The organism is Variovorax sp. J31P207 (assembly GCF_030316965.1).
Lineage (GTDB): Bacteria > Pseudomonadota > Gammaproteobacteria > Burkholderiales > Burkholderiaceae_C > Variovorax > Variovorax ginsengisoli_B.
In genome coordinates this window covers 16,668-36,652 of record NZ_JASZYN010000022.1, presented here as the reverse complement: position 1 = coordinate 36,652, position 19,985 = coordinate 16,668, and the positions used below count along the sequence as shown (strand labels likewise).

Sequence of the window (19,985 nt, the reverse complement as noted above, 5' to 3'; positions counted from 1 at the left end):
TTGTGTTGATGTCGTTTGGTGTTACTCGGCCGCTTGGCGCGCACCGATGAGCACGAAAGCCACGGTCGCAGGTCGGTCGGACTTGTTGCGCCATGCGTGGCGTGTACCGTTCTGGACCACGATGTCGAACGGCTTCAGGTGGGTCTGCACCGCGTCGTCGAGCTCCAGCCACAGCTCTCCGTCGAGCAAGATGCCGTAGTCGACGGTTGGGGTCTCGTGCATGCCGTCGGGCTCGAATCGCTCCGCCAAGCCGGGGCTGATCGCGAGGTTCTCTTCAAACGCCGCTTGGCCGTTGAAATGCGCGGCGGCGAAGACGCTATCGGGTGGAAACGTGACGACCAGCAGCCGCGTCTCGCCTGGGGCAGGTACAAGGCTTGTGACGTCAGCAGTCGGATCTGCTCCGTCGAAGGGAAGCGTCGGCGCGGCGGGTGTCGCCCAGACCAAGCGCGACACCATGCCCGGGATGTGTTTGAACACGTCAGTGCGGGGCGGCACCGAGCGCATGGCAACCTGGCTGCCGCCATCCTTCCGCTGCCCCGTCACGATGCGATTCAAGGCGGACGGGACGTGGACTTGGTTGGAACTATCAGACGCCAAGATAGGCCTCCTTGATCTTCGGGTCATTCAACAAGGCAGCGGGCTTGCCGGAGGTCACGATCCGGCCCTGCTCGATGACGTACGCGTGATGCGCCACCTCCAACGCCTGGTGAATGTTCTGTTCGACCAGCATCACTGCCACACCGCGTTCGTTGACGCATCGGATGATCTTGAACATCTCCGAAACGATCAGCGGCGAGAGGCCCAGCGACGGTTCGTCCATCAGGAGCAGGCGTGGTCGCGCCATGAGTGCGCGTCCGATCGCGACCATCTGTTGCTGCCCACCGGACATCGAGCCCGCGATCTGCTGGCGCCGGTCCTTCAACACCGGCAACAGCGAGAACACCTCCTCCATCGTCTCGCGGCTCGATGCCCGCGCACCCTTGCGATAGGCGCCAAGCTCAAGATTGTCCTGCACGGTCATGTCAGCGAACAGGCGTCGGCCCTCGGGCACGATGGCAATACCGTGGTCGCACACCCGGTGGCTAAGTGCTGCCGTGATGTCGACGCCGCCAATGAGCACCTTCCCCTGGCGGGGCCGAAGGATGCCTGCGATGGCGTTGATGAGCGTGCTCTTGCCGGCACCGTTAGGGCCTACCACCGCCACCACTTGGCCGGAGTCGATCTGCATGCTGGCATCCCAGATCGCGGGTGCGTCGCCATACGACACGTGTACATTGAGAAGATCAAGCAGCATGTGCGACTCCCAGGTAGACATCGATGACCTTGGCGTCCTGCATTGTTTCTTCGGGCTGACCGAGGGCCAGCAGCCGCCCCTGGTCTAGCACAGCCACCCGGTCTGCAAGCGCCACCACTGCGCGCATCACGTGCTCCACGAACACGATGGTGGTCCCGGCGGCGCGGATACGGCGGATCAGGTCGATGGCCTGGTCGACTTCGGTGGGTGTCAAACCGCAAAGCACCTCATCGAGCAGCAGCAGCTTGGGTTTGGCCGCCAGGGCTCGCGCGAACTCGACGAACTTGCGCTCGTGGAGGTTGAGGGACGCCGGCAGTTTGTGCGCCTTCTCGGCCAAGCCCATGAAGTCGAGCCAGTGCAACGCGGAGTCCGCTGCATGGAGCGCCTTGGCGTTTTGGCCAAACGCCGCACACAGCTGCACATTCTCCAGCACCGTCATGTGCTCGAACAGCCGCGGGATCTGGTAGGTACGCGCAATGCCGCGTGCCGCGACCATGTGCGGCTCCAGCGCATCAAGAGACTGTCCATCCAGCCGGATGCTCCCAGACGTCATCGGAAAGTGACCGCTGATCATGTTGATGAGCGTCGACTTGCCCGAACCATTGGGGCCAACCAGCGCCAGGATTTCGCCACGGCGCACCGAGAGGGAAATGCCGCCGAGCGCGCGAAGACCGCCAAAAAGCTTGGTGACGTTCCTGCACTCCAGCAGCGCGCCGCTCGGCGCACGGGTGTCGATGGCCTGTAGCAGTGGCTCCGCGGCTGACGCCACCGCCGGTCCAGGACGGCTGCGAAACTTCTGCAGCAGTCGTGGCGCGATGCCTTCAGGCAAAAACAGAATGACGACAATCAATGCGAGGGCGACCCCGGCGCGGCCCAGCTCGGCGTGACTGCCACCGACGAACAGGCTGAGCGCGACGGTAATCAGGGTTGCGCCCACTGCCGGCCCTGCCCAATGCCGGGCGCCGCCCAAGATGCTCATCAGCACCACGTAGAGGGGCACCGTGATCGAAAACGTCTCGCCAACGGTGACGTAGCCCACGTAGCCCGCTTGCACGGCACCTGCGGCGCCGGCGATGGCAGCCGAGATGGCGAAGGCGCCGACCTTGTAGCGGAATGTGGGCACGCCTTTCACCTCGGCCACGTCCTCGTCGTCGTGTATGGCCAGCAGACCGCGGCCAAAACGAGAAGACAGAATGCCGCGCGACACCAGCAGAGCGATCACCGCCACTGTAAGGCCCAGCAAATAGATTGCGCCGGGAACGGAGGTGCCGAAGGTTGGCATCGAGACGCCGCTGAGATTCACACCGGCACCGCCATCGATTGGGGTGTTCGACACAATCGCGGCCAAGACGTACGTGACTGACAGCGATAGCAGGGCAAAGAATTCGCCACGCAGCGTTTGGATGCGAAACACCACCGCGCCGATGCAGGCGGCCAGCCCAGCGGCCAGCGCCGCTGCAAGCGGAATGGTCAGAAGGTAGGGAACCCCCAACTTGACGGACAGTCCGCCTGCGGCATATACGCCCGTGCCGAAGAAGGCCGCGTGACCAAAGCTCCAATAGCCGGCGTAGCCGCTCAGGATTCCCCAGCTCGTGGCCAACGCCACCCAAAAGAAGATGACGTACAGATACGACAGATAGAAGTCGGGGGCTCCTGCGTAAGGCAACGCGATCAGCGCTGCCCCAAGAAGGCCGACGGCCGCTTTTACAGTCATGGAATTCACAGCCATTTCGGCTTCCAAAGCAACAACGCGATAAGGATGGAGAACGCGACCAATGGCGCCCAAGCGGGATTTACCGTGGCCATGGTGAGGGCTTCCGCAACGCCGATCAGCATGCCCGCTGCCAGTGCGCCGAGGGGATTTGCCAGACCGCCGATGATCACGACGGCAAATACCACGCCGATCCAGGCCTCGATCTGCGACGGCGCCAACGTGGAGGTCAGGGCGATAAACACGCCCGCCACGCCAGCTGAAGCGGAGCACAGTCCGGCCAAGCCGTATGACAGCTGACGGGCATTGATGCCGAAGGCTGCCGCGATTGGACCGTCGTGGGCGGAGGCCCGCAATGCTCGCCCGAGCAACGTGCGGTGCAATGCCACCCAGGCGGCGATCGCGAGCAACGCCGCGCTGACAAACGCCGTGAGTTCGAGCACTGGAACGAACAGAGACCCCACCCGGATGGACTCCTGCGCGTAGGGAGTCTCGTACTTCCGAAAGTCCGCCGACCAGATCCACTGGATCAGGGACTCGATCAGCACAGTGATGCCGAAGGTCACGAGCATGGAGGCGAACTCGCTGACGTCGAAGCGGACGAATATCGTGTGCAGCGCCAAGCCGATCAGAAAGAAGCCTGGAGCGATGATGAGCAACGAAGCGTACGCCGGCCAGCCGAACTGGGCGCCGAACTGGTAGGTCAGGTACGCGCCCAGGAATGCGAGGGCGAAGTGGCTCAGGTTGACCAGTCTCAGCAGACCCCAGCTGAGGCTCAACCCCATTGCGAGCAGTCCGTAGATGCCACCGAGCAGCAAGCCCCCAATGCCCGACTGGAGCAGCAGCGAAGCGCTCACCCTTTTGCTCCCTCAGCGCACGGCCCGCGCGAGAAGTGCGCTCGCTGTGCGCAGCTGACGGCCTGATGGCCCACCGCTATTTGGTCCCGACGCATTTGTCTTGTCTCCTGTGCTAACGTTCGCACAATTGTTGGCGCGGTCTTGTTATTTGTCAATGGGATAGAGAGCCAGGGGTTTACCCTAGTCGCCACGGCCATCGGCGGAGGATCAAAATGCCAACGTTTGCATAGGAGTTGACATGGATTCACTGACTGTCGTGAGATACGAACGAGAAGGCCAAGCGCACTACGGCGTTCTGGCAGACGGCGTGTTGGAACGCCTGGTTGGCTCCCCTTTCGAGGGAATTGTCAAAAGCGCAGAGCGGGACCGCCTTGACGCGGTCCGCCTGCTGCCGCCGGTGGCACAACCGCGCATCTTCGGCCTTGGCTACAACTACAAGGCCCATTCGCAGGAATCGCAAAAAACAGTGCCGGAAATCCCGGTCGTTTTCATGAAGCCGAGCACCTGCGTCGTCGGCCACGAGGACGCGATTGTGTATCCGCCCCACGGCGAAAACATTCACTTCGAGGGGGAGCTCACAGTGGTGATTGGCAAGACGGCGCGTCACGTCACGGAGGCCGATGCACTGGGCTACGTCTTCGGCTACACCTGTGGCAACGACGTCAGCGACCGCGTGCTGCAGAGGCGCGAGAGCAGCTTCGGCTGCCTCTTGGCCGGAAAGGGTTACGACACCTTCGGTCCCATCGGCCCGTGGATCGTGACGGGCCTGGATCCGGCGGACCAGCGGATCATCACACGGGTCAATGGCACCGTGCGCCAGGACGGCAACAGCCGGGACCTCGTGTTTTCCGTGCCGTTCTTGATCGCCTACCTGTCCAAATACATGACACTGCTTCCGGGCGACTTGATCATGACTGGCACACCGGCCGGAGTCGGGCCTATCAACGTCGACGATGTGATCGAGATCGAAATTCCGGCCATCGGCGTGCTGCGCAATCCGGTCGTGGCCGAAGCGCGGTGACGATCCGGCAACGGTTCCGGAGACCTTCGGTTCAACGGGGCAAGCCCTTGCCACAGACGAGCGCAGCGGCGTGCTAGCGTCACCGCTTACTTGGGGGCGCTTTCGCATCGAAGGCGGGCACAGCCACAACGTGCTGCCGGCGGAGGTTTCGATCACCGGCACCGTGCGCAGCTTCGACCTCGCGTCGCAAGACCGCATCGAGGCCGCGCTGCGCGCCACCGTCGAGGGCGTGTCGCTGGCGAGCGTCGTCCAGGCCGAGGTGCGCTACGTGCGCTACTACCTCGCCACCCTCAACACGCCCGAAGAAGCGGCGCTCGCGATCGCCGCGGCTCAAGCCGTCGGCCTGCAGGCCGACATGGCGCCGCGCGCGGCCTTCACCTCGGAAGACTTCGCCTTCATGCTGCAGCGCGTTCCGGGCGCTTACTTGTGGCTGGGCCAGGGCCGCGCCGACCCGGGGCCGGACGCGGAGCGCGCACTGCACCACCCCTGCTACGACTTCAACGACGACGCGCTGCCGCTGGGCGTGCGCTGGCCGTGCGAAGTCTCCGAACGCGCGCTGGCGTGATGAGGCCTTCTTCGGCCTCCACACCCGACCCTGAGCGTCACCGCACTACGCCAATCCGCAGCCATCGCCGGCCTCCAAGACCAGGGCACGCCTGCGGGTCCGCACAGCCAACCGTCCTGCCGCCTGCGCGGCATCGACGTCGAACTGCCGGACGCCGGCGACAACAAGAGCGGTATCCGGGAATGCGGGCCCGGGCGCTTCGCGCGTCCGTTGCCCAACGCCGAGGTCATGCACATCCGTGCAGGGGTCTGCAGCTTCACGCCGACCGGCGGCGAAGCGCTTCAGATTCGAGCAGCCGACACCTTGCTCTTTCCGGCGCACACCACGGGCGAATGGCATGTGCGCGAGACCCGCTTCATGTGGTTGTGAAGCGGGTCTCGGCAAATGATGCTTTGGCGGCGTTGCCTTCCCATCGCGGGCACCCCAACTCGAGAGCGATCAATTGCCGCGTTGAAAGACTTCGGCAAGATCGCACAGATCCCAGTTGCCGCCTGTCAACACCACACAGACCTTTTCCTTCGGCGTCACCTTGAGTCCTTTCGCCAGCAGCGCGCCAATGCCGATCGAGGCAGCCGGCTCTGCGATCAGCTTGGCGTCCTTGGCCAGCATGCGCATGCCCTCGATGATGTGTTCGTCCTCCACCAGCACGATCTCGTCGACGTACCTTTCGATGATGGGATAGGGGTTCTGGCCCGGCACACTGATGCGCAATCCGTCGGCGATCGTGTTCTTCAGCGGCAGCGAAGTGCGCTCCTTGTTGATCCGGCTATGGAAGTACTTGGGGGTCAGCGCCGGCTCCGCGCCCACCACACGTACGGAGGGTCTGGTTTCCTTGATGGCGGTGGCAATGCCGGAGATGAGACCCCCGCCGCCCATGGGAATGATGACAGTGTCCACGTCGGCCAGGTCTTCCAGGATTTCGCATCCGATGGTTCCCTGGCCCGCCATGACCATGGGGTCCTCGAATGCGTGCACTACGGCGTAGTGGTTTTCTGCCGCGATCTCGTAAACGCGTTTCCATCGCGCCGCGGTGTCGCCGTCAATCAGAATCACCTCCGCGCCGAGCGCCCGGGTGTTTTCCACCTTGATTTTCGGGGTGGTGACGGGCACCACCAGAAGCGCCTTGACACCCAGCATCCGCGCTGCGTAGGCCAGCCCCTGGGCATGGTTGCCTGAAGACGTAGCGATGATGCCGTTGGCAATGGCCTCGCGAGGCAGAGACAAGGCCTTGTTCAGCGCGCCCCGGATCTTGAAGGCCCCGGTGATCTGCAGCGTCTCGGGTTTGAGGTACACCTCGCACCCGAGGGTGGTCTCCATCTTCTCGGCGCGCAGCATGGGCGTGTGACGGATGTGCGGTTTCAGCCGCTCCCGTGCTTGGTGGATGTCGCGAAGGGTGGGGTGTTCAAGCAGGGGAATCATGATTGAATGAACTCAAAGGCCATGCCGGTGTTGCTGGCGATGGCGTTGCGATAGATCAGGTTCGACGTCGTGTTGTCCTGAATGGCCATGCCCGTCGAGTCGAAGATCGTGATCTCGTCGTCGGACTCGCGCCCCGGCTTCTTGCCCAGCAGGATCTCGCCGATCTCGGCGTGGATGTCGTGCTTGCTGATGATGTTGTTGTGCAGCGGGTGCCAGGTTTCGCCTTTCTCGACGCATTGCGCGATCGAATCGTTGACGATCTTGGCGTTCCTGAAGATCTCCGGCTCCAGTTCCTGCTTGCCTTGCGTGTCCGTGCCGATGGCGACGATATGCGTGCCAGGTCGGACCCAGGCGGCTTCCACCAGCGAGCCTTTGCCGCGGGTGGTGGTGACGAGAATGTCCGCCTGTTCCACCGCGTCTTGTTTGGAGCGGGCCATCACCACCGGGATGCCGAACTCGCGCTCGATGTCGGCCTTGTACTGGGCGAGGGTCTGGGGGTGGTGGCTCCAGGCATGGATGGCTTCGATCGTCATCACCTCCCGGATCGCCCGGATCTGCATCCGGGCCTGATTGCCAGTCCCGATGGAGGTGATGGTCCTCGCGTTCTTGCAGGCCAGCGCCTTCACCGAGACGGCTCCGGCGGCGCCGGTTCTCAGGCCGGTGATCAGGCTGCCATCCATCACGCAGATGAGCGCGCAGGTTCTGGCGTCGAACAGGAGGATGGTTCCCATGCCGCTGGGCACGCCGTGCTCGGTGGGGTTGTTCGGGAATCCCCCGGACGAGGCCTTCATCGAGATGATCTCGTTGGCCTCGCAATAACCCAGCTTGAAGTCGATTTCGCCCCGGGGTGGCGGGAGGTGGATGCATGTATACGGCGGTTGATTCACCTGGCCACTGTTGAAGGCCTTGTACGCCTCCTCCACCGTTCCGATGACTTCCTTCATGGAAATCAGGCTTCCTACATCCTCTTTGTTCAGCAACAGTGTCTTCATCGGGGTGATCTCTCCATGAATCAAGGGCTCGGGCAACTGCTTTCGGTAGCGCCGCGCGCGGTCGGCCAGCAGGACCATCGGCGTGCCGGCAAACCTAGAAGTCAGCAACCTTGCCCCACGCCGAACCGCTGAACCGTGCCGGGCTGAAAGGCGCGGGATCGAAGATCGGCTTGGCCCCGGACACCAGGTCGGCGATCAGGTGGCCTGCGCCGGGGCCGATGCCAAAGCCGTGGCCGGAGAAGCCCGCGGCCAGGATGAAGCCTGGCACCTGCGGCAGTTCTCCGATACCCGGCACGCCGTCGGGCGTGCTGTCGATGTAGCCCGCCCAGGTGTTGACGATGCGGACTTCGCGCAGCACAGGCAACAGATCGACGGCACGGCGGTGGATTTCGCGGACACCCGCGGGGTCGGGCGTCGGGTCGAGGATGCGCGCCCGTTCCATCGGTGTGGGAGCGTCCAGCTTCCATCGAGCGCGGGTTTCGTGGCCCCATCGGATGCCTTCCAGGCCGCCGGGAAACACGTTGCGCCAGCGCTTGGCGAACATCGGCAAGAACTGCGGTGCGAAGCGCACCAGCTGTGCCGTGGGGTCGGCGCGCCCTCGGCCGCTGATGGCCAGGACGTAGTGGCCGTCAGGGCGCCGGGTGATGGCAACGCGGGGGCTGGTCAGCGCGGCCGGCAGTTGCTGCTCCACCGGCGCCAGGCGCACGATCGATTGGCGGATCGTGGCGACCGGAAACTGCACGCCGAGCTGGTTGCAGAACGAGGACGCCCACGCGCCGCCTGCGAGCACGGCGGTACGGGTCTTGATTGTCCCCGCTTCGGTCACCACGCCGCTGAGCCGGCCACCCTCCATCTCGATGCCACGCGCGGCGCAGTTCTGGTGGACGGTGCCGCCGAGTTTCATGAGCGCGGCGGCGACGGCCGGCGCCGCCTTGGCCGGATCGGCCGTGCCGTCGCTGGGTGAGAAGACGCCGCCTTTCCACGCGCGGCCGGTCGCCTGGCCACGCTCCGAGGCCTCGCGGCCGCTGAGCATGTGCGTGGTCACACCAACCGTCGTCGCAAACTCGCGCCATTTGGCCCAGCCGGCAATCTGGGCCTCGTCGTTGCTGAGGTACAGCAAGCCGCAGCGCTTGAAGCCCGTGTCTTCGCCGCTGTCTGCGGCAAACTGATCCCACAACTCCAGGCTCCGGGTGGACATGGGCAGTTCGCGCGCGTCGCGGTTCTGCTGGCGGCACCAGCCCCAGTTGCGGCTCGATTGTTCGGCGCCGATGCGGCCCTTTTCGACGACGGCGACCGACAGCCCGCGCTGGGCCAGGTAGTAGGCGGTGAAGACACCGATGATCCCGCCGCCGATCACGACGACGTCGGCACGGGCTGGCAGGTTGGGCGAGGTCTCAACGAGACGCAGTGGCTGGGACATGGCTGGGGCTCGATCGTCGCCTCAGGCTGCAACGCTTTGGCACACGTAGTACTTCGCCACGCGATCGCTGCTCTCCCAGCCGATCGGTGCGCCCTGCGGCACGAACAGCGCATCGCCGGTGACGGCAGACAGCACGCTGCCGTCAGGGGCAGCAAACCGCACGCCGCCGGCCAGCAGGAACATGAACTCGTTGAGGCGATGGGCCCGGACGATCCGGTGGTAAGGGGTCGACTCCCAGGTGCCCGCGAGGTACTGCGCGCCGTCGTCGGTAAACACGTTGTCGCTGCGGCATTGCGGCGTGGGACCCAGCAGCGTCTCGGCCGGTGGCGGATTGGACGGCTTGAAGTTGGCTTCGGCGCGCAGTGCAGTGACGCCGCGCTGGGTCGGCTTCTCGCAAGCGGCCGCGCAAAAGACGAACCGCGTGCGCGCTGCAGCCTGGATGTGAAGTGCGGTGCCGCATCCGATGACCGCGCCCGCTTGCGCGACGAGCACCAGCGGCGCCTCTCCGGCCACCGTCAAGGTCAGCTCGCCCTCCACCACCACAAGGGTCTCGATGTGGGGAAAGCGCGCGACATCGAGGTCACCGGAGAAGCTGACGCGGCCAGCGCTCATCGCGCCTGGTCCTTCCCAGGCGATTTCGCGATCGCGAGCGAAGGGATCGGCCGGGCCGAAGGCGGCCCTGCGGAAAGAGGTCGATGGCGATGCGCCATCGGCGCGGTGCAGCAGCAGGGCCACGGTCATGGTCGTTGTTCCTTTGAGTTGCGGGTATTTGTCTGCGTTCGCGCCCTCATGCGGCAGTGGGCGCCGGGCCTTCCAGGTAGCCGAGGATGGCCTTGGTCTCGAGGTATTCCTCCAGGCCTTCGACGCCGTATTCGCGTCCGTTGCCCGAGCGCTTGTAGCCGCCAAAGGGCGCATCGGGGCTCCAGGGCGGGTTGTTGATGTGGATCTGCCCGGAGCGGATGCGCAAGGCCACCGCGCGCGCGGCCGCCAGGTCGCGGCCCTGCACGTGCGCGCCCAGGCCGTATTCGGTGCCGTTGGCGATGGCCACCGCCTCGTCCACGCTGTCGTAGGCGATGATCACCAGCACCGGGCCGAAGATTTCTTCCTGCGCGATCCGCATCTGCGGCTCCACGTCGGAGAAAAGTGTCGGGCGCACGTAGCAGCCACGCTCCAGCCCCTGCGGCCGGCCGGGGCCGCCGCAGACGAGGCGCGCGCCTTCGGCCGTGCCGACACCGATCATCTCCTGCACGCGATTGAACTGCGCGCGATTGGCTACCGGGCCGTGCGTGGTCTGCGGCGAACGCGGATCGCCCACGACGAGCGTGGACGCGGTCTCGCAAGCGAGTCGTTCGACCTCCGCGAGGCGTTCGCGCGGCACGATGATACGGGTCGGGGCGCTGCAGGACTGGCCAACATTGCGCATACCGGCCGCCACCGCAGCCGGTATGGCGCGTGCGAAATCAGCATCGGGCAGGATGACGTTGGGCGACTTACCGCCGAGTTCCTGGGCAACGCGCTTGACAGTCGGTGCGGCCGCCTGCGCCACCAGCACGCCGGCCCGGGTGGAGCCGGTGATGGAGATCATGTCGACATCCGGGTGCGCAGCCAGAGCGGCGCCAACCTCTGGCCCTTGGCCGTTGACCAGGTTGAACACACCCGCCGGAATTCCGGCGTCGTGCATCACTTCCGCGAACAGCAACGCGCTCAGCGGCGACAGCTCGCTGGGCTTCAGAACGACGGTGCACCCCGCCGCCAAGGCGGGACCGACCTTGGCGGTGATCTGGTAGAGCGGCCAGTTCCAGGGCGTGATCAGGCCGCACACCCCGATGGCTTCTCGCACGATGGCCGTGTCGCCCCGATGGGTGAGGAAGGGATAGCTGCCCGCAATGTCCCGGGCCACGCGGATGTGCTCCGCCGCAACAGGCACTTGAGTGCTACGCGCCATGCCGATTGCCGCGCCCATCTCCAGCGAGATGGCCTGGGCAAACAACTCCGCGCGCTCGAGGATCAGACTGTGCACGCGATCGAGAAGCGAGGCCCTGCTGTGCGGGGAGCTCACGGACCATGTCACGAAGGCGCGCTGCGCCGCAGCCACCGCGGCAGCAACGTCTCTTGCACTTCCCAGCGCGATCTCCGCGACGGGCTCGTCCGTCGAGGGGTCGACGACGGCGCTGCGAGCCTGCGTTTCGGGCACGACCCACTCGCCGCCAACGTACATGCGGTCCAGGCGGCCAGCGCTCCTGAGGTGTTCGATGATCGGGGAGTTCATGGCAAAAAGTTTAGGCTGCGTGCCCCTCGCGCCGCTGCTGCAATGATGGTCTTGCACGAAGGAGGCTGCGGTTGTGCGAGTCGCTACAAGCAGATCCTGCCGTCGGCCCCTTGCAGCCGGGAATGGACGGAACGAAAGCGCCTCAGCGCGGATGCGGGAACAGCCGCTCGATCGGACTGTGCGTCTTGATGAATGGCGACTTGATGACGATGTAGCTGAAGTACTTCGCGATTCCGATGTTGCGTTCGAGCAGTTCCTCGATCACTTCCTGGTAGTGGTTCACACCCCGCGTCAGGAAGCGCAGCAGGTAGTCGTAGCCGCCGCTCACCAGGTGGCATTCGAGCACCTCGTCGACCTCGCGGATGGCGGCCTCAAAGCGCACGAAATCCTCACGGTGGTGATCCTGCAGCGTGACCTCGGTGAATACGGTGAGCGTGTCGCCGAGCTTCTCCAGCCGCAGGTGGGCACCGTAGCCGGCGATATAGCCGGCCTGCTCCATCCGCTTCACGCGGATCAGGCAGGGGCTGGGCGACAGGCCCACCGCATCCGCCAGGTCCACGTTGGTCATGCGCCCGTTCTTCTGAAGTTGCGCCAGGATGCGCAGGTCGAGTCGGTCGATTTTGAAGGCTTCTGACATGGCGGTGCCGAAAAACGAAGATAGCCCGATTCTGCGTCTGTCTCGTTGTGTTGGGGGTCGGTACGCGGGTTTTCGCTCAGGCAGTCAATGCGGCGCGAACGTCCGGCGCGTCGAGCACCTCGTCGAGCGTCTTCTTCAGGCGCGAGAACATCTGCGCGAACTCGTCCTCGGTGAAGGTGAGCGCCGGCGCAAAGCCGAGAATGTGGTCGCCGAAGGAACGGAACACCAAGCCGTTGCGGTAGCCGGCGGCGAAGATGCGGTCGGCCAGGCCGAGTGCGGCATCGAAGCCGCGCTTGCTCGCCTTGTCGCTCACCAGCTCGAGCGCGCCGAGCAGTCCGCGATGGCGCGCATCGCCTACCAGCGGATGCGCACGCAGCCCATCGAGCCCGGCCGCGAAGTGGGCCGCGCCGCGCTGGCCGTTGGCGAGCACGCCGCCCTCCTCGTACAGGCGCAGCACCTCCAGCGCGACCGCGGCGCTGACCGGGTGTGCCGAATAGGTCGCGCCATGTCCGATCGATGCGCCCGCCGGCGCACCGTCGGCGATGCCGGCATAGACCTGCTCCGACATCATCGTTGCGCCCATCGGCGCGTAGCCGGCGGTCAGGCCCTTGGCCATGGTCATCAGGTCGGGCTCCACACCCTCGGCCTCGCACGCGAACATGGGGCCGGTGCGGCCGAAGCCGGTGATGACCTCGTCGACGACGAAGAGGATGCCGAGCTCGCGCGTGGCCTCGCGCATGGCCTTCAGCCAGCCTTTGGGCGGCACGATGACGCCGCCCGAGCCCTGAATCGGCTCGCAGAAGAAGGCCGCCACGTTGTCCGCGCCCAGCTCGGCCACCTTGGAGCGCAGTGCGGCGACCGAGGCTGCGATCAGCGCCTGCGGGTCGGCCCCGTCCGCATGGCGGTAGGCGTAGGGTGAGGGGATGTAGTGCTGCGTGGGCAGCGGCAGGTCGAAGCCGCGATGGAAGGCCGGCAAAGCGGTCAGGCCGGCGCCGGTGGACGAGGAGCCGTGGTAGCCGCGCTCCAGCGCGATGAACTGCTTCTTCGACGGCTTGCCGGTCGCGTTGTGGTACTGCACGATGAACCGCACCGCGGCGTCGATCGCCTCGGAGCCGCCGAGCGTCAGGTACACGCGGGTCAGCGAAGCCGGCGTGATCTGCACCAGCTTCTCGGCCAGGCGAATGGCCGGCTCGCTGCTGAAATGGAAGTAGCCGGTCGCATACGGAAGGCGGCGCATCTGCTCGGCCGCGGCCTGCACCACGCTCTCCTGCCCGTAGCCCACGTTGACGCACCAGAGGCCGGCGAAGGCGTCGAGCAGTTCGTGGCCACTGGCATCGGTGAGCCACGCGCCGCGGCCCGAGGCGAGCACGGTGGGCCCGCGCTGCTCGTGCACGCGCCAGGGCGAGACGGGATGGATGAGATGGGCGCGGTCGATGACATCGAGCGCGGCCAGGTTGGGGAGTGCGGCGGAGTGCGTCATGGAGGGGCGGTGGTCGGGTTTAAGGATGTCCAGAAGCTTAGGGCGCGCGCCTCTCGCGCTGGTGCTAGATTGGGGTCGTTGCGCAGAGCAGGCTGCGGTTGTGCGGGTCGCCACAGCAGATACTGCCGTCGCGTCCATGCCGGGGGCCTCTACGACGGGCGCACTCGACCGGCGGCAGCCGCGCCCGACTCAAAGGCCAGTAAAAGCCCGAAGGCGGTGGCGCGGTGTGCTTCCATTCGGGATGGGTGCGGATGAACTTCTCCATCGTGGCCTCTGGTGACAGGTCCCATCCGATTGCAACGACATAGAGGCAGGCCGACGCACGGTCCTGGTCCCACTTCCAGGGCCCATGCCGCCTTCGCCGAGCAGGGTCTCGAGCGACTTGCCAGTAATTGCCTTGATGACGCTTTCCCAAAGTCCAATCAGAGCGTGCGGCGTCACGTTAGAGCTTGAGGCACCGTCTGCCATCCGACGTTGGGCGACAGAAGAAGATGCCGGCAGCGTGCCGACAACGAAATCCTGTGCCGCAGCGCGGACCCACTTTGATTCAGCGGCGCAGAAAGCGGCCCCTATGCTCATAGCAACGGCATTGCCGTCATCACTGGAGCTCTTCACCATGTCCCTGCAAGATTTCAAGGTGCTCACCTTCGACGTCGTCGGCACGCTGATCGATTTCGAGGGCGGCATGCTCGCCTACCTGCGCTCCGCGGTGCCCGAGTCCCGGGTGACGGACGAGGATTTCCTCGCCGCCTACCGCCACGCGCGCGCCGACGGCACGGCCGGCTGGTACCCCGACGATCTCGCGCGCTGCTGGCATGCCATCGCACCGAAGCTGGGCCTGCCCGACACCGACGCACTCGCGCAGGGCCTGCGCGATTCGGTGGCGCAGTGGCCGGCGTTTCCCGATTCGGTGGACGCACTGAAGCGCCTGGCCAGGCGCTTCAAGCTGGTGACTATGACCAATGCGCAGCAATGGGCGCTGGCGCACTTCGAAAAGACGCTGGGCTCTCCCTTCGACATGCTGCTCGCCTGCGACGACGCGCTGTGCGAGAAGCCCGATGCGCGCTACTTCGCCTACGCCCGCGGCCGCATCGAGGGCGCCTGGGGCTACAAGCAGGCGGACAACCTGCACGTCGCGCAAAGCCAGTACCACGACATCGGCATTTCCAAGCAGTTGGGCATCACCACCTGCTGGATCGAGCGCCGCCATGGACAGAAGGGTTCCGGCGGCACGCTCGAATCCGAACACACCCAGCCCGACTACCACTTCCACACGCTGGCCGAGCTGGCCGACGCCGTCGAGGCGGGGCTTTGACGCTGCACGCGATCGCCGCGCCGGTCGCCGACCTGCTGCCCGAACTGGTCGCGCTGCGTCGCGACCTGCACGCACATCCCGAGCTCGCGTTTGAGGAAAGGCGCACGGCAGGCCTCGTGGCGCAGGCGCTGCGACTGCTCGGCCTCGAGGTCCATGAAGGCCTGGGCGGCACCGGCGTGGTCGGCACGCTCAGCTCCGGCAGCGGGACGCGCAGCGTCGGCCTGCGTGCCGACATGGATGCGCTGCCGATGGTCGAACTGGGGCGCGCCGCCCATGCCAGCCGCACGCAGGGCGTGCACCATGGCTGCGGCCACGACGGCCACACCAGCATGCTGATCGGCGCCGCGCGCCAGCTGGCGCGCACGCGGCGCTTCGACGGCACGGTGCACTTCATCTTCCAGCCGGCCGAAGAAGGCGAGGGCGGCGCGCGAGCGATGATCGAGGACGGTCTGTTCGAGCGCTTCCCCTGCGACAGCGTCTATGCGCTGCACAACTGGCCCGACCTGCCCATCGGCCATGTACAGACGCGGGCCGGCCCGATCATGGCCGCGGCCGACCGCTTCGACATCGTGCTGCGCGGTCGCGGCGGCCATGCGGCGCAGCCGCATCACACGCCGGACGCGATCCTCGCCGCCAGTCAGCTCGTTGCGCAGCTGCACACCATCGTTTCGCGCCGCATCGACCCGGGCGAATCGGCGGTGCTGTCGGTCACGCGCATCGAAGGCGGCCACAGCCACAACGTGCTGCCGGCGGAAGTGTCGATCACCGGCACCGTGCGCAGCTTCGATGCCGGATCGCAGGACCGCATCGAGGCGGCGCTGCGCGCTACCGTGGACGGCGTGGCGCTGGCCAGCGGCACGCAGGTGGACGTGAGCTATGTGCGGTACTACCCGGCCACCGTCAACACGGCCACCGAGGCTGCTCTCGCGCTGGCCGCGGCCAAATCCATCGGCCTGCAGGCTGACATGGCGCCGCGCGCCGCCTTCACCTCAGAGGACTTCGCCTTCATGTTGAAACACCGGCCCGGCGCCTACCTCTGGCTGGGCCAGGGCCGCGCCGATCCGGGGCCGGATGGCGAACGCGCGCTGCATCACCCTTGCTATGACTTCAACGACGATGCGCTGCCGCTGGGCGTGCGCTGGTTCTGCGAAGTGGCCGAGCGCGAGCTGGCACCCGCTGCCGACCCGGCATCCCCGCCTGCTCTGTCCGTCGTGATGGCAAGGTAGGCGCCGGGCCTTCCCGGGGGCTTGGGTATGCTTTGCGCAAGCCCTGAACACGTGGAGCGCCCCATGATCATCGGGCGCATCTGGGCCGGCAACGCCTGCCGCAACTGCGTCGCCAGCCAGAGCAGCAGCGGCTGACGCGGCATGCGCAGCGCGTCGATGGGCGGTGCGGCTTAGTCGCGAAAACTCGGCAAAGTCGCGCCAGTGCGCGTGGCTGCTGCGGCTATCGCGGCTGGATCGGTTGCCAGCGAAGCTGAGCTTCTCGGCCTCGAGTCCTGCATCAGTCGATACCGATGGTGCTCAGCCTGCTCGACGAAGCGACGGTAGTTCTGCAGGATAGTGCCTGCAGCCGCCATCGAAAGGCAACGCAGCGTGATCTCGGCCCGATCGAAATCGACCAGGGCGGCCAGCGCGCCCCTGACCAAGGCAGATTCCCATCGAGCCGGGGTCCAGACGTTGACGTTCGGATTGCGGCTGACCAGGCGAAAGTCCTCGATCACGGCCTGCTCCACCACTCGGGCCGGCGGGCTGACGGCCGCGGTTTTCAGGTTGGGCAGCGGTTCCTGCGCCGGATGGCGCTCGCGCACCTGCCCAGCACTGCTCGCTCGTTGTCCCGTTGAGGTTCCTGCATCTTCTCAGTACCCCCGCGCGCGATCGACGAGGCCGATCATCGGCTCGCTGGCCTCGAAACGGCGCAGGTTGTCCAGCACGACCTCGGCCGCGCTCAAGGGCTGCGTCATGCTCGCGATGTGCGGCGTGAGCTGGACGTTCGGGTGGCGCCAGAACGCATGCGCCGGAGGCAGCGGCTCAGGCTCGGTCACGTCGAGCACGGCATCGCCGATCTGGCCGCTGGCCAATGCAGCCAGCAGATCGGTATCGATCAACTGCGGCCCGCGGCCGACATGTACGAGGCCCGCGCCTTCCGGCAGCATCGAGAACAGCCGCGCATCGAGAAAACCGCGCGTCGAATCGGTGAGCGGCAGCAGGCACACGAGGATCTCGGTACGCGCGAGGAAGGACGGCAGCTCGTCGGTACCCGCATGGCATTGCACGCCGTTGACTGCATGCCGCGAACGGCTCCACCCTGCGCAATCAAAGCCCAGGCCGACAAGCTGCGCCAGCACCGCCTGGCCCAGCGAGCCGAGCCCGAGCACGCCGACGCGCCGCTCGGCGGCGGACCGCACCGGCAGCGGGCGCCACTGGGCCTCCTGCTGCTGGCGCCGGTAGCGCGGCATGTCGCGATGCAGGCCGAGCACCGCGTGCGTCACGTACTCGACCATGCCGCGCACGATGCCGGGCTCCACCATGCGCACCACCGGCAGTGCGGGGGGCAATGTCGCAAAGTCGAACTGGTCAACGCCTGCGCCGGAGGAGAACAGCACCTCGAGGTTCGGGAAGCGCTCGGCCAGGTCCTGCGGCGGTTCCCAGGCCGCAAGAAAGCGCACCTGCGCCGCATCGCCGATGTCGGGCCAGATGCGGAAGTCGATCTCGGGCGCGCGGCGCCGGAACACCTCGGCCCACTGGCGGCCGCGCACCGGATCTGATTTGTAGAGGAAGGTGGTCGTGCCCATCGCCATCAACCGATAGCTTGGGTCACGATCGCGAACATCTCCGGCCCGTCCGGCGGCTCGGCAAGCGGCGCACCGCGCACCATCGTCGTCGGGGCGTCCACGCACGGCAGGCCGATGCTTTCGAGCCATTCAGTCAGCCCGCTTGCGAAGTCGATGTCGATACGCGTGAAGTTGCCGGCGTTGAGTCCGGCGAGATGCGCGATCAGCGCCTTGGCGCCTTCGGCGTCGGGCGCGACGACCGGACCGATCGCGTGCCCGCGTCCGAAGCGCCGCAGCATCGCGAAGCCCAGTGGCTCGTTGTCGTGATCGAGCACCACGCAGGCATCCGCGCCGGCGAGCAGGTCAGCGATCAGCGCATCGCGCGGCATGCCGCGCGCCGCCGCGTCGAGCGCCTGCAGACCTGCAGCCTCATGGAGTCCGGCAGGCCGCAGCCGCCAGCCGGGCTTGAGCGCGATCATCGGTGCCGTCTGCGCGATGCCTTGGTGCTGCCGCAGTTCGCCGGTGCGCACGAAGCCCAGCCGCTCGTACAGTCCGCGGCCTTCCGGGGTGGCGTGCAGCAGCACGGTGTGTTCGTCGAGGCCCTCGAGCAGCGCGCTCATCAACCGTTGCCCGATGCGTCGTCCCTGGCAGGCCGGCGCCACAATCACGAGGCCGATGGTGGCGTGGTGCGCGCCCCAGCGCCAGCGCTGCGCGGTGGCAACGATGGCGCCGTCGCACTCGACGACGAAGCCTTCGGCATGCGCGAACGCCTGCGCCCAGTCCGTCGGACGGTGCGGCCAGCGCAGCTGCGCCGACAGCGCGTGCGCAACTGGCAAGTCGCCGGTCGTCATCGGTCTCAGCACCATTTCGTCTGTGGTGGGTGCATCCAGGGTGCGATCAGGCATCGGAGAGGCTCTTTCTGCAAAGGAGAAACGCCTTCATCTTGGACGACTTTGACGGCCTGCACCAGACCGAATTCGCACTCTCAAGCAACTCGCAAGCTTCGCCTGCAAAGCGTGCGTGTTTTGCAATTCGCTGCGGCAGCGGGCCCGCTTACGCATACAAATGCTGAGCCCCCTAGCGTCGATCGCCATCCAAAGCCTCGACCCGAACTTGAAGATGCCTGATTCTGATCGCAACAAGATCTCCTTTCAGAAGCGACATTTCATCGGGGGTGTGCTGGTCGATGGCGAGGGTGACGTGCTGGAGGTCCGTCGCCCGTCCGATGGGATGGTCTGCGCAGAGGTGCCGATCGCTGCCGCGGCAATCGTCGACCGCGCGGTCTTGGACGTGGACGGCCCGTACGCCGCCGACTGCCTGAGGTTCTTTGCAGAATGCGCCGACGAGCTGCTGGGCGGCGATGCGGCAGCGACGCGCAGCGCGCCAACTGGGTCTGGTGGTCGGCGAGCCCTCCGGCGTCGTTCCGACTTCGCACTCTGGAACTTCCCGGTCACGCAGGCCGTCACCGACATTGGCCCGGCGTTGGCGGCAGGCAACGACTTCTCCAATTGATCGCCGAGTCTCACGCATTGCCCGCGCAAAGCAGATTGCGCTTCGCCGCGCAGCCAATCGGCATTTGCCACCGTTTTCGGCATCTGCTTCGGCACCCACGCGAGAACGCCCAAACTTAGCATCAGGGTCGTGTTCCACCCTCCTGAGAGTCCACTTTTCATGTCAAAGAATCTACTCATCGACTTCAACTTCGATCAACTCGGCGAACCGCGTGAGTACCGGCCGCCCGCTGAACGCGTCATCGAAGGCGACATCGTGTGCCGCAACTGGGATGTCGACAGCGCCAAAGACGACAAGGTGCGCGCTGGCGTGTGGGAGTCGACGCCCGGCGTCAACCGCTCCATCAAGGGCGAGACCTGGGAGTTCTGCCTGATCCTGTCCGGCGTGGTCGAGCTCACCGAGGACGGACAGCGCCCGGTCACCTACAAGGCCGGGGACTGCTTCATCATGAAGCCCGGCTACACCGGCACCTGGCGCACCCTCGAGACCGTGCGCAAAGTGTGGATCATGGCCTGAGCATGACTCAGCCTGCCGCTTCAAAAACGTGCGCATCGCCTTCGCAGCGACGCACCGAGGTGCGTCGCTGCACGCGCAAGGGGCAGACCGCACGGGATGCCGCCGCACCCCCTCCAAACCGCAGTTTTCGTGTGCCAGGCGCCCAATTTCCCTACGGCCTCAGCGCTTGTGCGTGCTGCAATCACGTCGTCATCAGTTCGCCTC

Annotated in this window: 20 protein-coding genes and 1 pseudogene; 7 read left to right on the top strand and 14 right to left on the bottom strand. The window is 66.0% G+C overall.

The genetic code is table 11. The features are described 5' to 3' along the window. Positions 1–21: 21 nt before the first annotated feature. The 4 genes from QTI68_RS37930 to QTI68_RS37915 are packed head-to-tail and all read right to left on the bottom strand — an operon-like array spanning position 22 to position 3,862. Entirely contained in the window at positions 22–555 is a 534-nt protein-coding gene (locus tag QTI68_RS37930; protein ID WP_286529427.1) for a cupin domain-containing protein, read from the bottom strand. A 31-nt stretch (positions 556–586) separates the two neighbouring features. Further along, positions 587–1,294 (bottom strand): ABC transporter ATP-binding protein, encoded by a 708-nt coding sequence (locus QTI68_RS37925; RefSeq protein WP_286529426.1) that lies wholly within the window; start codon positions 1,292–1,294, stop codon positions 587–589. Then, entirely contained in the window at positions 1,284–3,023 is a 1,740-nt protein-coding gene (locus QTI68_RS37920) for a branched-chain amino acid ABC transporter ATP-binding protein/permease (protein WP_286529425.1), read from the bottom strand. The genes QTI68_RS37925 and QTI68_RS37920 overlap by 11 nt, the downstream gene beginning before the upstream one ends. Next, positions 3,014–3,862 (bottom strand): branched-chain amino acid ABC transporter permease, encoded by an 849-nt coding sequence (locus QTI68_RS37915; protein ID WP_286529424.1) that lies wholly within the window; start codon positions 3,860–3,862, stop codon positions 3,014–3,016. The genes QTI68_RS37920 and QTI68_RS37915 overlap by 10 nt, the downstream gene beginning before the upstream one ends. 238 nt (positions 3,863–4,100) lie before the next feature. On the opposite strand from QTI68_RS37915, the gene QTI68_RS37910 reads away from it, so the two are divergent. The 3 genes and pseudogenes from QTI68_RS37910 (at position 4,101) to QTI68_RS37900 (ending at position 5,817) form a co-directional block, all read left to right on the top strand. After that, positions 4,101–4,883 carry a fumarylacetoacetate hydrolase family protein gene (locus QTI68_RS37910; RefSeq protein ID WP_286529423.1) on the top strand — a complete coding sequence of 261 codons (783 nt, stop codon included), beginning with the start codon at positions 4,101–4,103 and terminating at the stop codon, positions 4,881–4,883. Positions 4,884–4,986: 103 nt separating this feature from the next. Then, a pseudogene (locus QTI68_RS37905) lies at positions 4,987–5,448 on the top strand (M20/M25/M40 family metallo-hydrolase); the annotation flags it as partial. 30 nt (positions 5,449–5,478) lie between these two features. Continuing rightward, positions 5,479–5,817, top strand: a complete 339-nt coding sequence (locus tag QTI68_RS37900; RefSeq protein WP_286529468.1) for a cupin domain-containing protein — start codon at positions 5,479–5,481, stop codon at positions 5,815–5,817. Positions 5,818–5,886: 69 nt separating this feature from the next. Here QTI68_RS37900 and QTI68_RS37895 read toward each other — a convergent pair whose 3' ends face one another. The 7 genes from QTI68_RS37895 to QTI68_RS37865 all read right to left on the bottom strand — a co-directional run bounded on the left by QTI68_RS37895 (position 5,887) and on the right by QTI68_RS37865 (position 13,665). Beyond that, a complete protein-coding gene (locus tag QTI68_RS37895) occupies positions 5,887–6,867 on the bottom strand; it encodes a threonine ammonia-lyase (RefSeq protein ID WP_286529422.1) in 981 nt (326 codons plus the stop codon). Then, positions 6,864–7,937, bottom strand: coding sequence for an ornithine cyclodeaminase family protein (locus QTI68_RS37890; RefSeq protein WP_286529421.1), 1,074 nt, complete (start codon positions 7,935–7,937; stop codon positions 6,864–6,866). Before QTI68_RS37890 ends, QTI68_RS37895 begins: the two co-directional genes overlap by 4 nt. A 16-nt stretch (positions 7,938–7,953) precedes the next feature. Further along, complete coding sequence (locus QTI68_RS37885) at positions 7,954–9,279, bottom strand: NAD(P)/FAD-dependent oxidoreductase (RefSeq protein WP_286529419.1); 1,326 nt, start codon at positions 9,277–9,279, stop codon at positions 7,954–7,956. 21 nt (positions 9,280–9,300) lie between these two features. Further along, entirely contained in the window at positions 9,301–10,020 is a 720-nt protein-coding gene (locus tag QTI68_RS37880) for a cupin domain-containing protein (RefSeq protein ID WP_286529418.1), read from the bottom strand. A 46-nt stretch (positions 10,021–10,066) separates the two neighbouring features. Continuing rightward, a complete protein-coding gene (locus QTI68_RS37875; protein WP_286529416.1) occupies positions 10,067–11,548 on the bottom strand; it encodes an aldehyde dehydrogenase family protein in 1,482 nt (493 codons plus the stop codon). A gap of 142 nt (positions 11,549–11,690) precedes the next feature. Further along, complete coding sequence (locus QTI68_RS37870) at positions 11,691–12,185, bottom strand: Lrp/AsnC family transcriptional regulator (RefSeq protein ID WP_286529414.1); 495 nt, start codon at positions 12,183–12,185, stop codon at positions 11,691–11,693. A 76-nt stretch (positions 12,186–12,261) separates the two neighbouring features. Continuing rightward, positions 12,262–13,665 (bottom strand): aspartate aminotransferase family protein, encoded by a 1,404-nt coding sequence (locus QTI68_RS37865; protein WP_286529412.1) that lies wholly within the window; start codon positions 13,663–13,665, stop codon positions 12,262–12,264. A 616-nt stretch (positions 13,666–14,281) separates the two neighbouring features. Between QTI68_RS37865 and QTI68_RS37860 the strand changes: the two genes are divergently transcribed. Together QTI68_RS37860 and QTI68_RS37855 are read left to right on the top strand one after the other, a co-directional pair. Beyond that, complete coding sequence (locus QTI68_RS37860; protein ID WP_286529410.1) at positions 14,282–14,980, top strand: HAD-IA family hydrolase; 699 nt, start codon at positions 14,282–14,284, stop codon at positions 14,978–14,980. Beyond that, complete coding sequence (locus QTI68_RS37855) at positions 14,977–16,206, top strand: M20 aminoacylase family protein (protein WP_286529408.1); 1,230 nt, start codon at positions 14,977–14,979, stop codon at positions 16,204–16,206. The genes QTI68_RS37860 and QTI68_RS37855 overlap by 4 nt, the downstream gene beginning before the upstream one ends. A 170-nt stretch (positions 16,207–16,376) precedes the next feature. On the opposite strand, the gene QTI68_RS37850 is transcribed toward QTI68_RS37855, so the two are convergent. From QTI68_RS37850 to QTI68_RS37840, 3 genes are read right to left on the bottom strand one after another with little or no spacing between them, the layout of a single operon-like run. Further along, positions 16,377–16,790, bottom strand: coding sequence for a DUF3526 domain-containing protein (locus tag QTI68_RS37850; RefSeq protein ID WP_286529407.1), 414 nt, complete (start codon positions 16,788–16,790; stop codon positions 16,377–16,379). Between the two features lie 48 nt (positions 16,791–16,838). Beyond that, positions 16,839–17,774, bottom strand: coding sequence for a 2-hydroxyacid dehydrogenase (locus tag QTI68_RS37845; protein WP_286529406.1), 936 nt, complete (start codon positions 17,772–17,774; stop codon positions 16,839–16,841). 5 nt (positions 17,775–17,779) lie between these two features. Further along, positions 17,780–18,658, bottom strand: coding sequence for a GNAT family N-acetyltransferase (locus QTI68_RS37840; protein WP_286529405.1), 879 nt, complete (start codon positions 18,656–18,658; stop codon positions 17,780–17,782). A 160-nt stretch (positions 18,659–18,818) separates the two neighbouring features. Here QTI68_RS37840 and QTI68_RS37835 point away from each other — a divergent pair, with 160 nt between their 5' ends. Both QTI68_RS37835 and QTI68_RS37830 read left to right on the top strand, forming a co-directional pair. Further along, positions 18,819–19,265 carry an aldehyde dehydrogenase family protein gene (locus tag QTI68_RS37835; protein ID WP_286529404.1) on the top strand — a complete coding sequence of 149 codons (447 nt, stop codon included), beginning with the start codon at positions 18,819–18,821 and terminating at the stop codon, positions 19,263–19,265. A gap of 159 nt (positions 19,266–19,424) precedes the next feature. Beyond that, positions 19,425–19,781, top strand: a complete 357-nt coding sequence (locus QTI68_RS37830; RefSeq protein ID WP_286529403.1) for a cupin domain-containing protein — start codon at positions 19,425–19,427, stop codon at positions 19,779–19,781. Positions 19,782–19,985 lie beyond the last annotated feature (204 nt).

Excerpts from the sequence above, each read along its gene's own strand:
- QTI68_RS37895 (WP_286529422.1), bottom strand. The coding sequence starts at position 6,867 with ATGATTCCCCTGCTTGAACACCCCACCCTTCGCGACATCCACCAAGCA.
- QTI68_RS37840 (WP_286529405.1), bottom strand. The coding sequence starts at position 18,658 with ATGCCTGATCGCACCCTGGATGCACCCACCACAGACGAAATGGTGCTG.
- QTI68_RS37885 (WP_286529419.1), bottom strand. The coding sequence starts at position 9,279 with ATGTCCCAGCCACTGCGTCTCGTTGAGACCTCGCCCAACCTGCCAGCC.
- QTI68_RS37875 (WP_286529416.1), bottom strand. The coding sequence starts at position 11,548 with ATGAACTCCCCGATCATCGAACACCTCAGGAGCGCTGGCCGCCTGGAC.
- QTI68_RS37910 (WP_286529423.1), top strand. The coding sequence starts at position 4,101 with ATGGATTCACTGACTGTCGTGAGATACGAACGAGAAGGCCAAGCGCAC.
- QTI68_RS37870 (WP_286529414.1), bottom strand. The coding sequence starts at position 12,185 with ATGTCAGAAGCCTTCAAAATCGACCGACTCGACCTGCGCATCCTGGCG.
- QTI68_RS37835 (WP_286529404.1), top strand. The coding sequence starts at position 18,819 with ATGCTGAGCCCCCTAGCGTCGATCGCCATCCAAAGCCTCGACCCGAAC.
- QTI68_RS37860 (WP_286529410.1), top strand. The coding sequence starts at position 14,282 with ATGTCCCTGCAAGATTTCAAGGTGCTCACCTTCGACGTCGTCGGCACG.
- QTI68_RS37830 (WP_286529403.1), top strand. The coding sequence starts at position 19,425 with ATGTCAAAGAATCTACTCATCGACTTCAACTTCGATCAACTCGGCGAA.
- QTI68_RS37890 (WP_286529421.1), bottom strand. The coding sequence starts at position 7,937 with ATGGTCCTGCTGGCCGACCGCGCGCGGCGCTACCGAAAGCAGTTGCCC.
- QTI68_RS37920 (WP_286529425.1), bottom strand. The coding sequence starts at position 3,023 with ATGGCTGTGAATTCCATGACTGTAAAAGCGGCCGTCGGCCTTCTTGGG.
- QTI68_RS37845 (WP_286529406.1), bottom strand. The coding sequence starts at position 17,774 with ATGGGCACGACCACCTTCCTCTACAAATCAGATCCGGTGCGCGGCCGC.
- QTI68_RS37865 (WP_286529412.1), bottom strand. The coding sequence starts at position 13,665 with ATGACGCACTCCGCCGCACTCCCCAACCTGGCCGCGCTCGATGTCATC.
- QTI68_RS37880 (WP_286529418.1), bottom strand. The coding sequence starts at position 10,020 with ATGACCGTGGCCCTGCTGCTGCACCGCGCCGATGGCGCATCGCCATCG.
- QTI68_RS37925 (WP_286529426.1), bottom strand. The coding sequence starts at position 1,294 with ATGCTGCTTGATCTTCTCAATGTACACGTGTCGTATGGCGACGCACCC.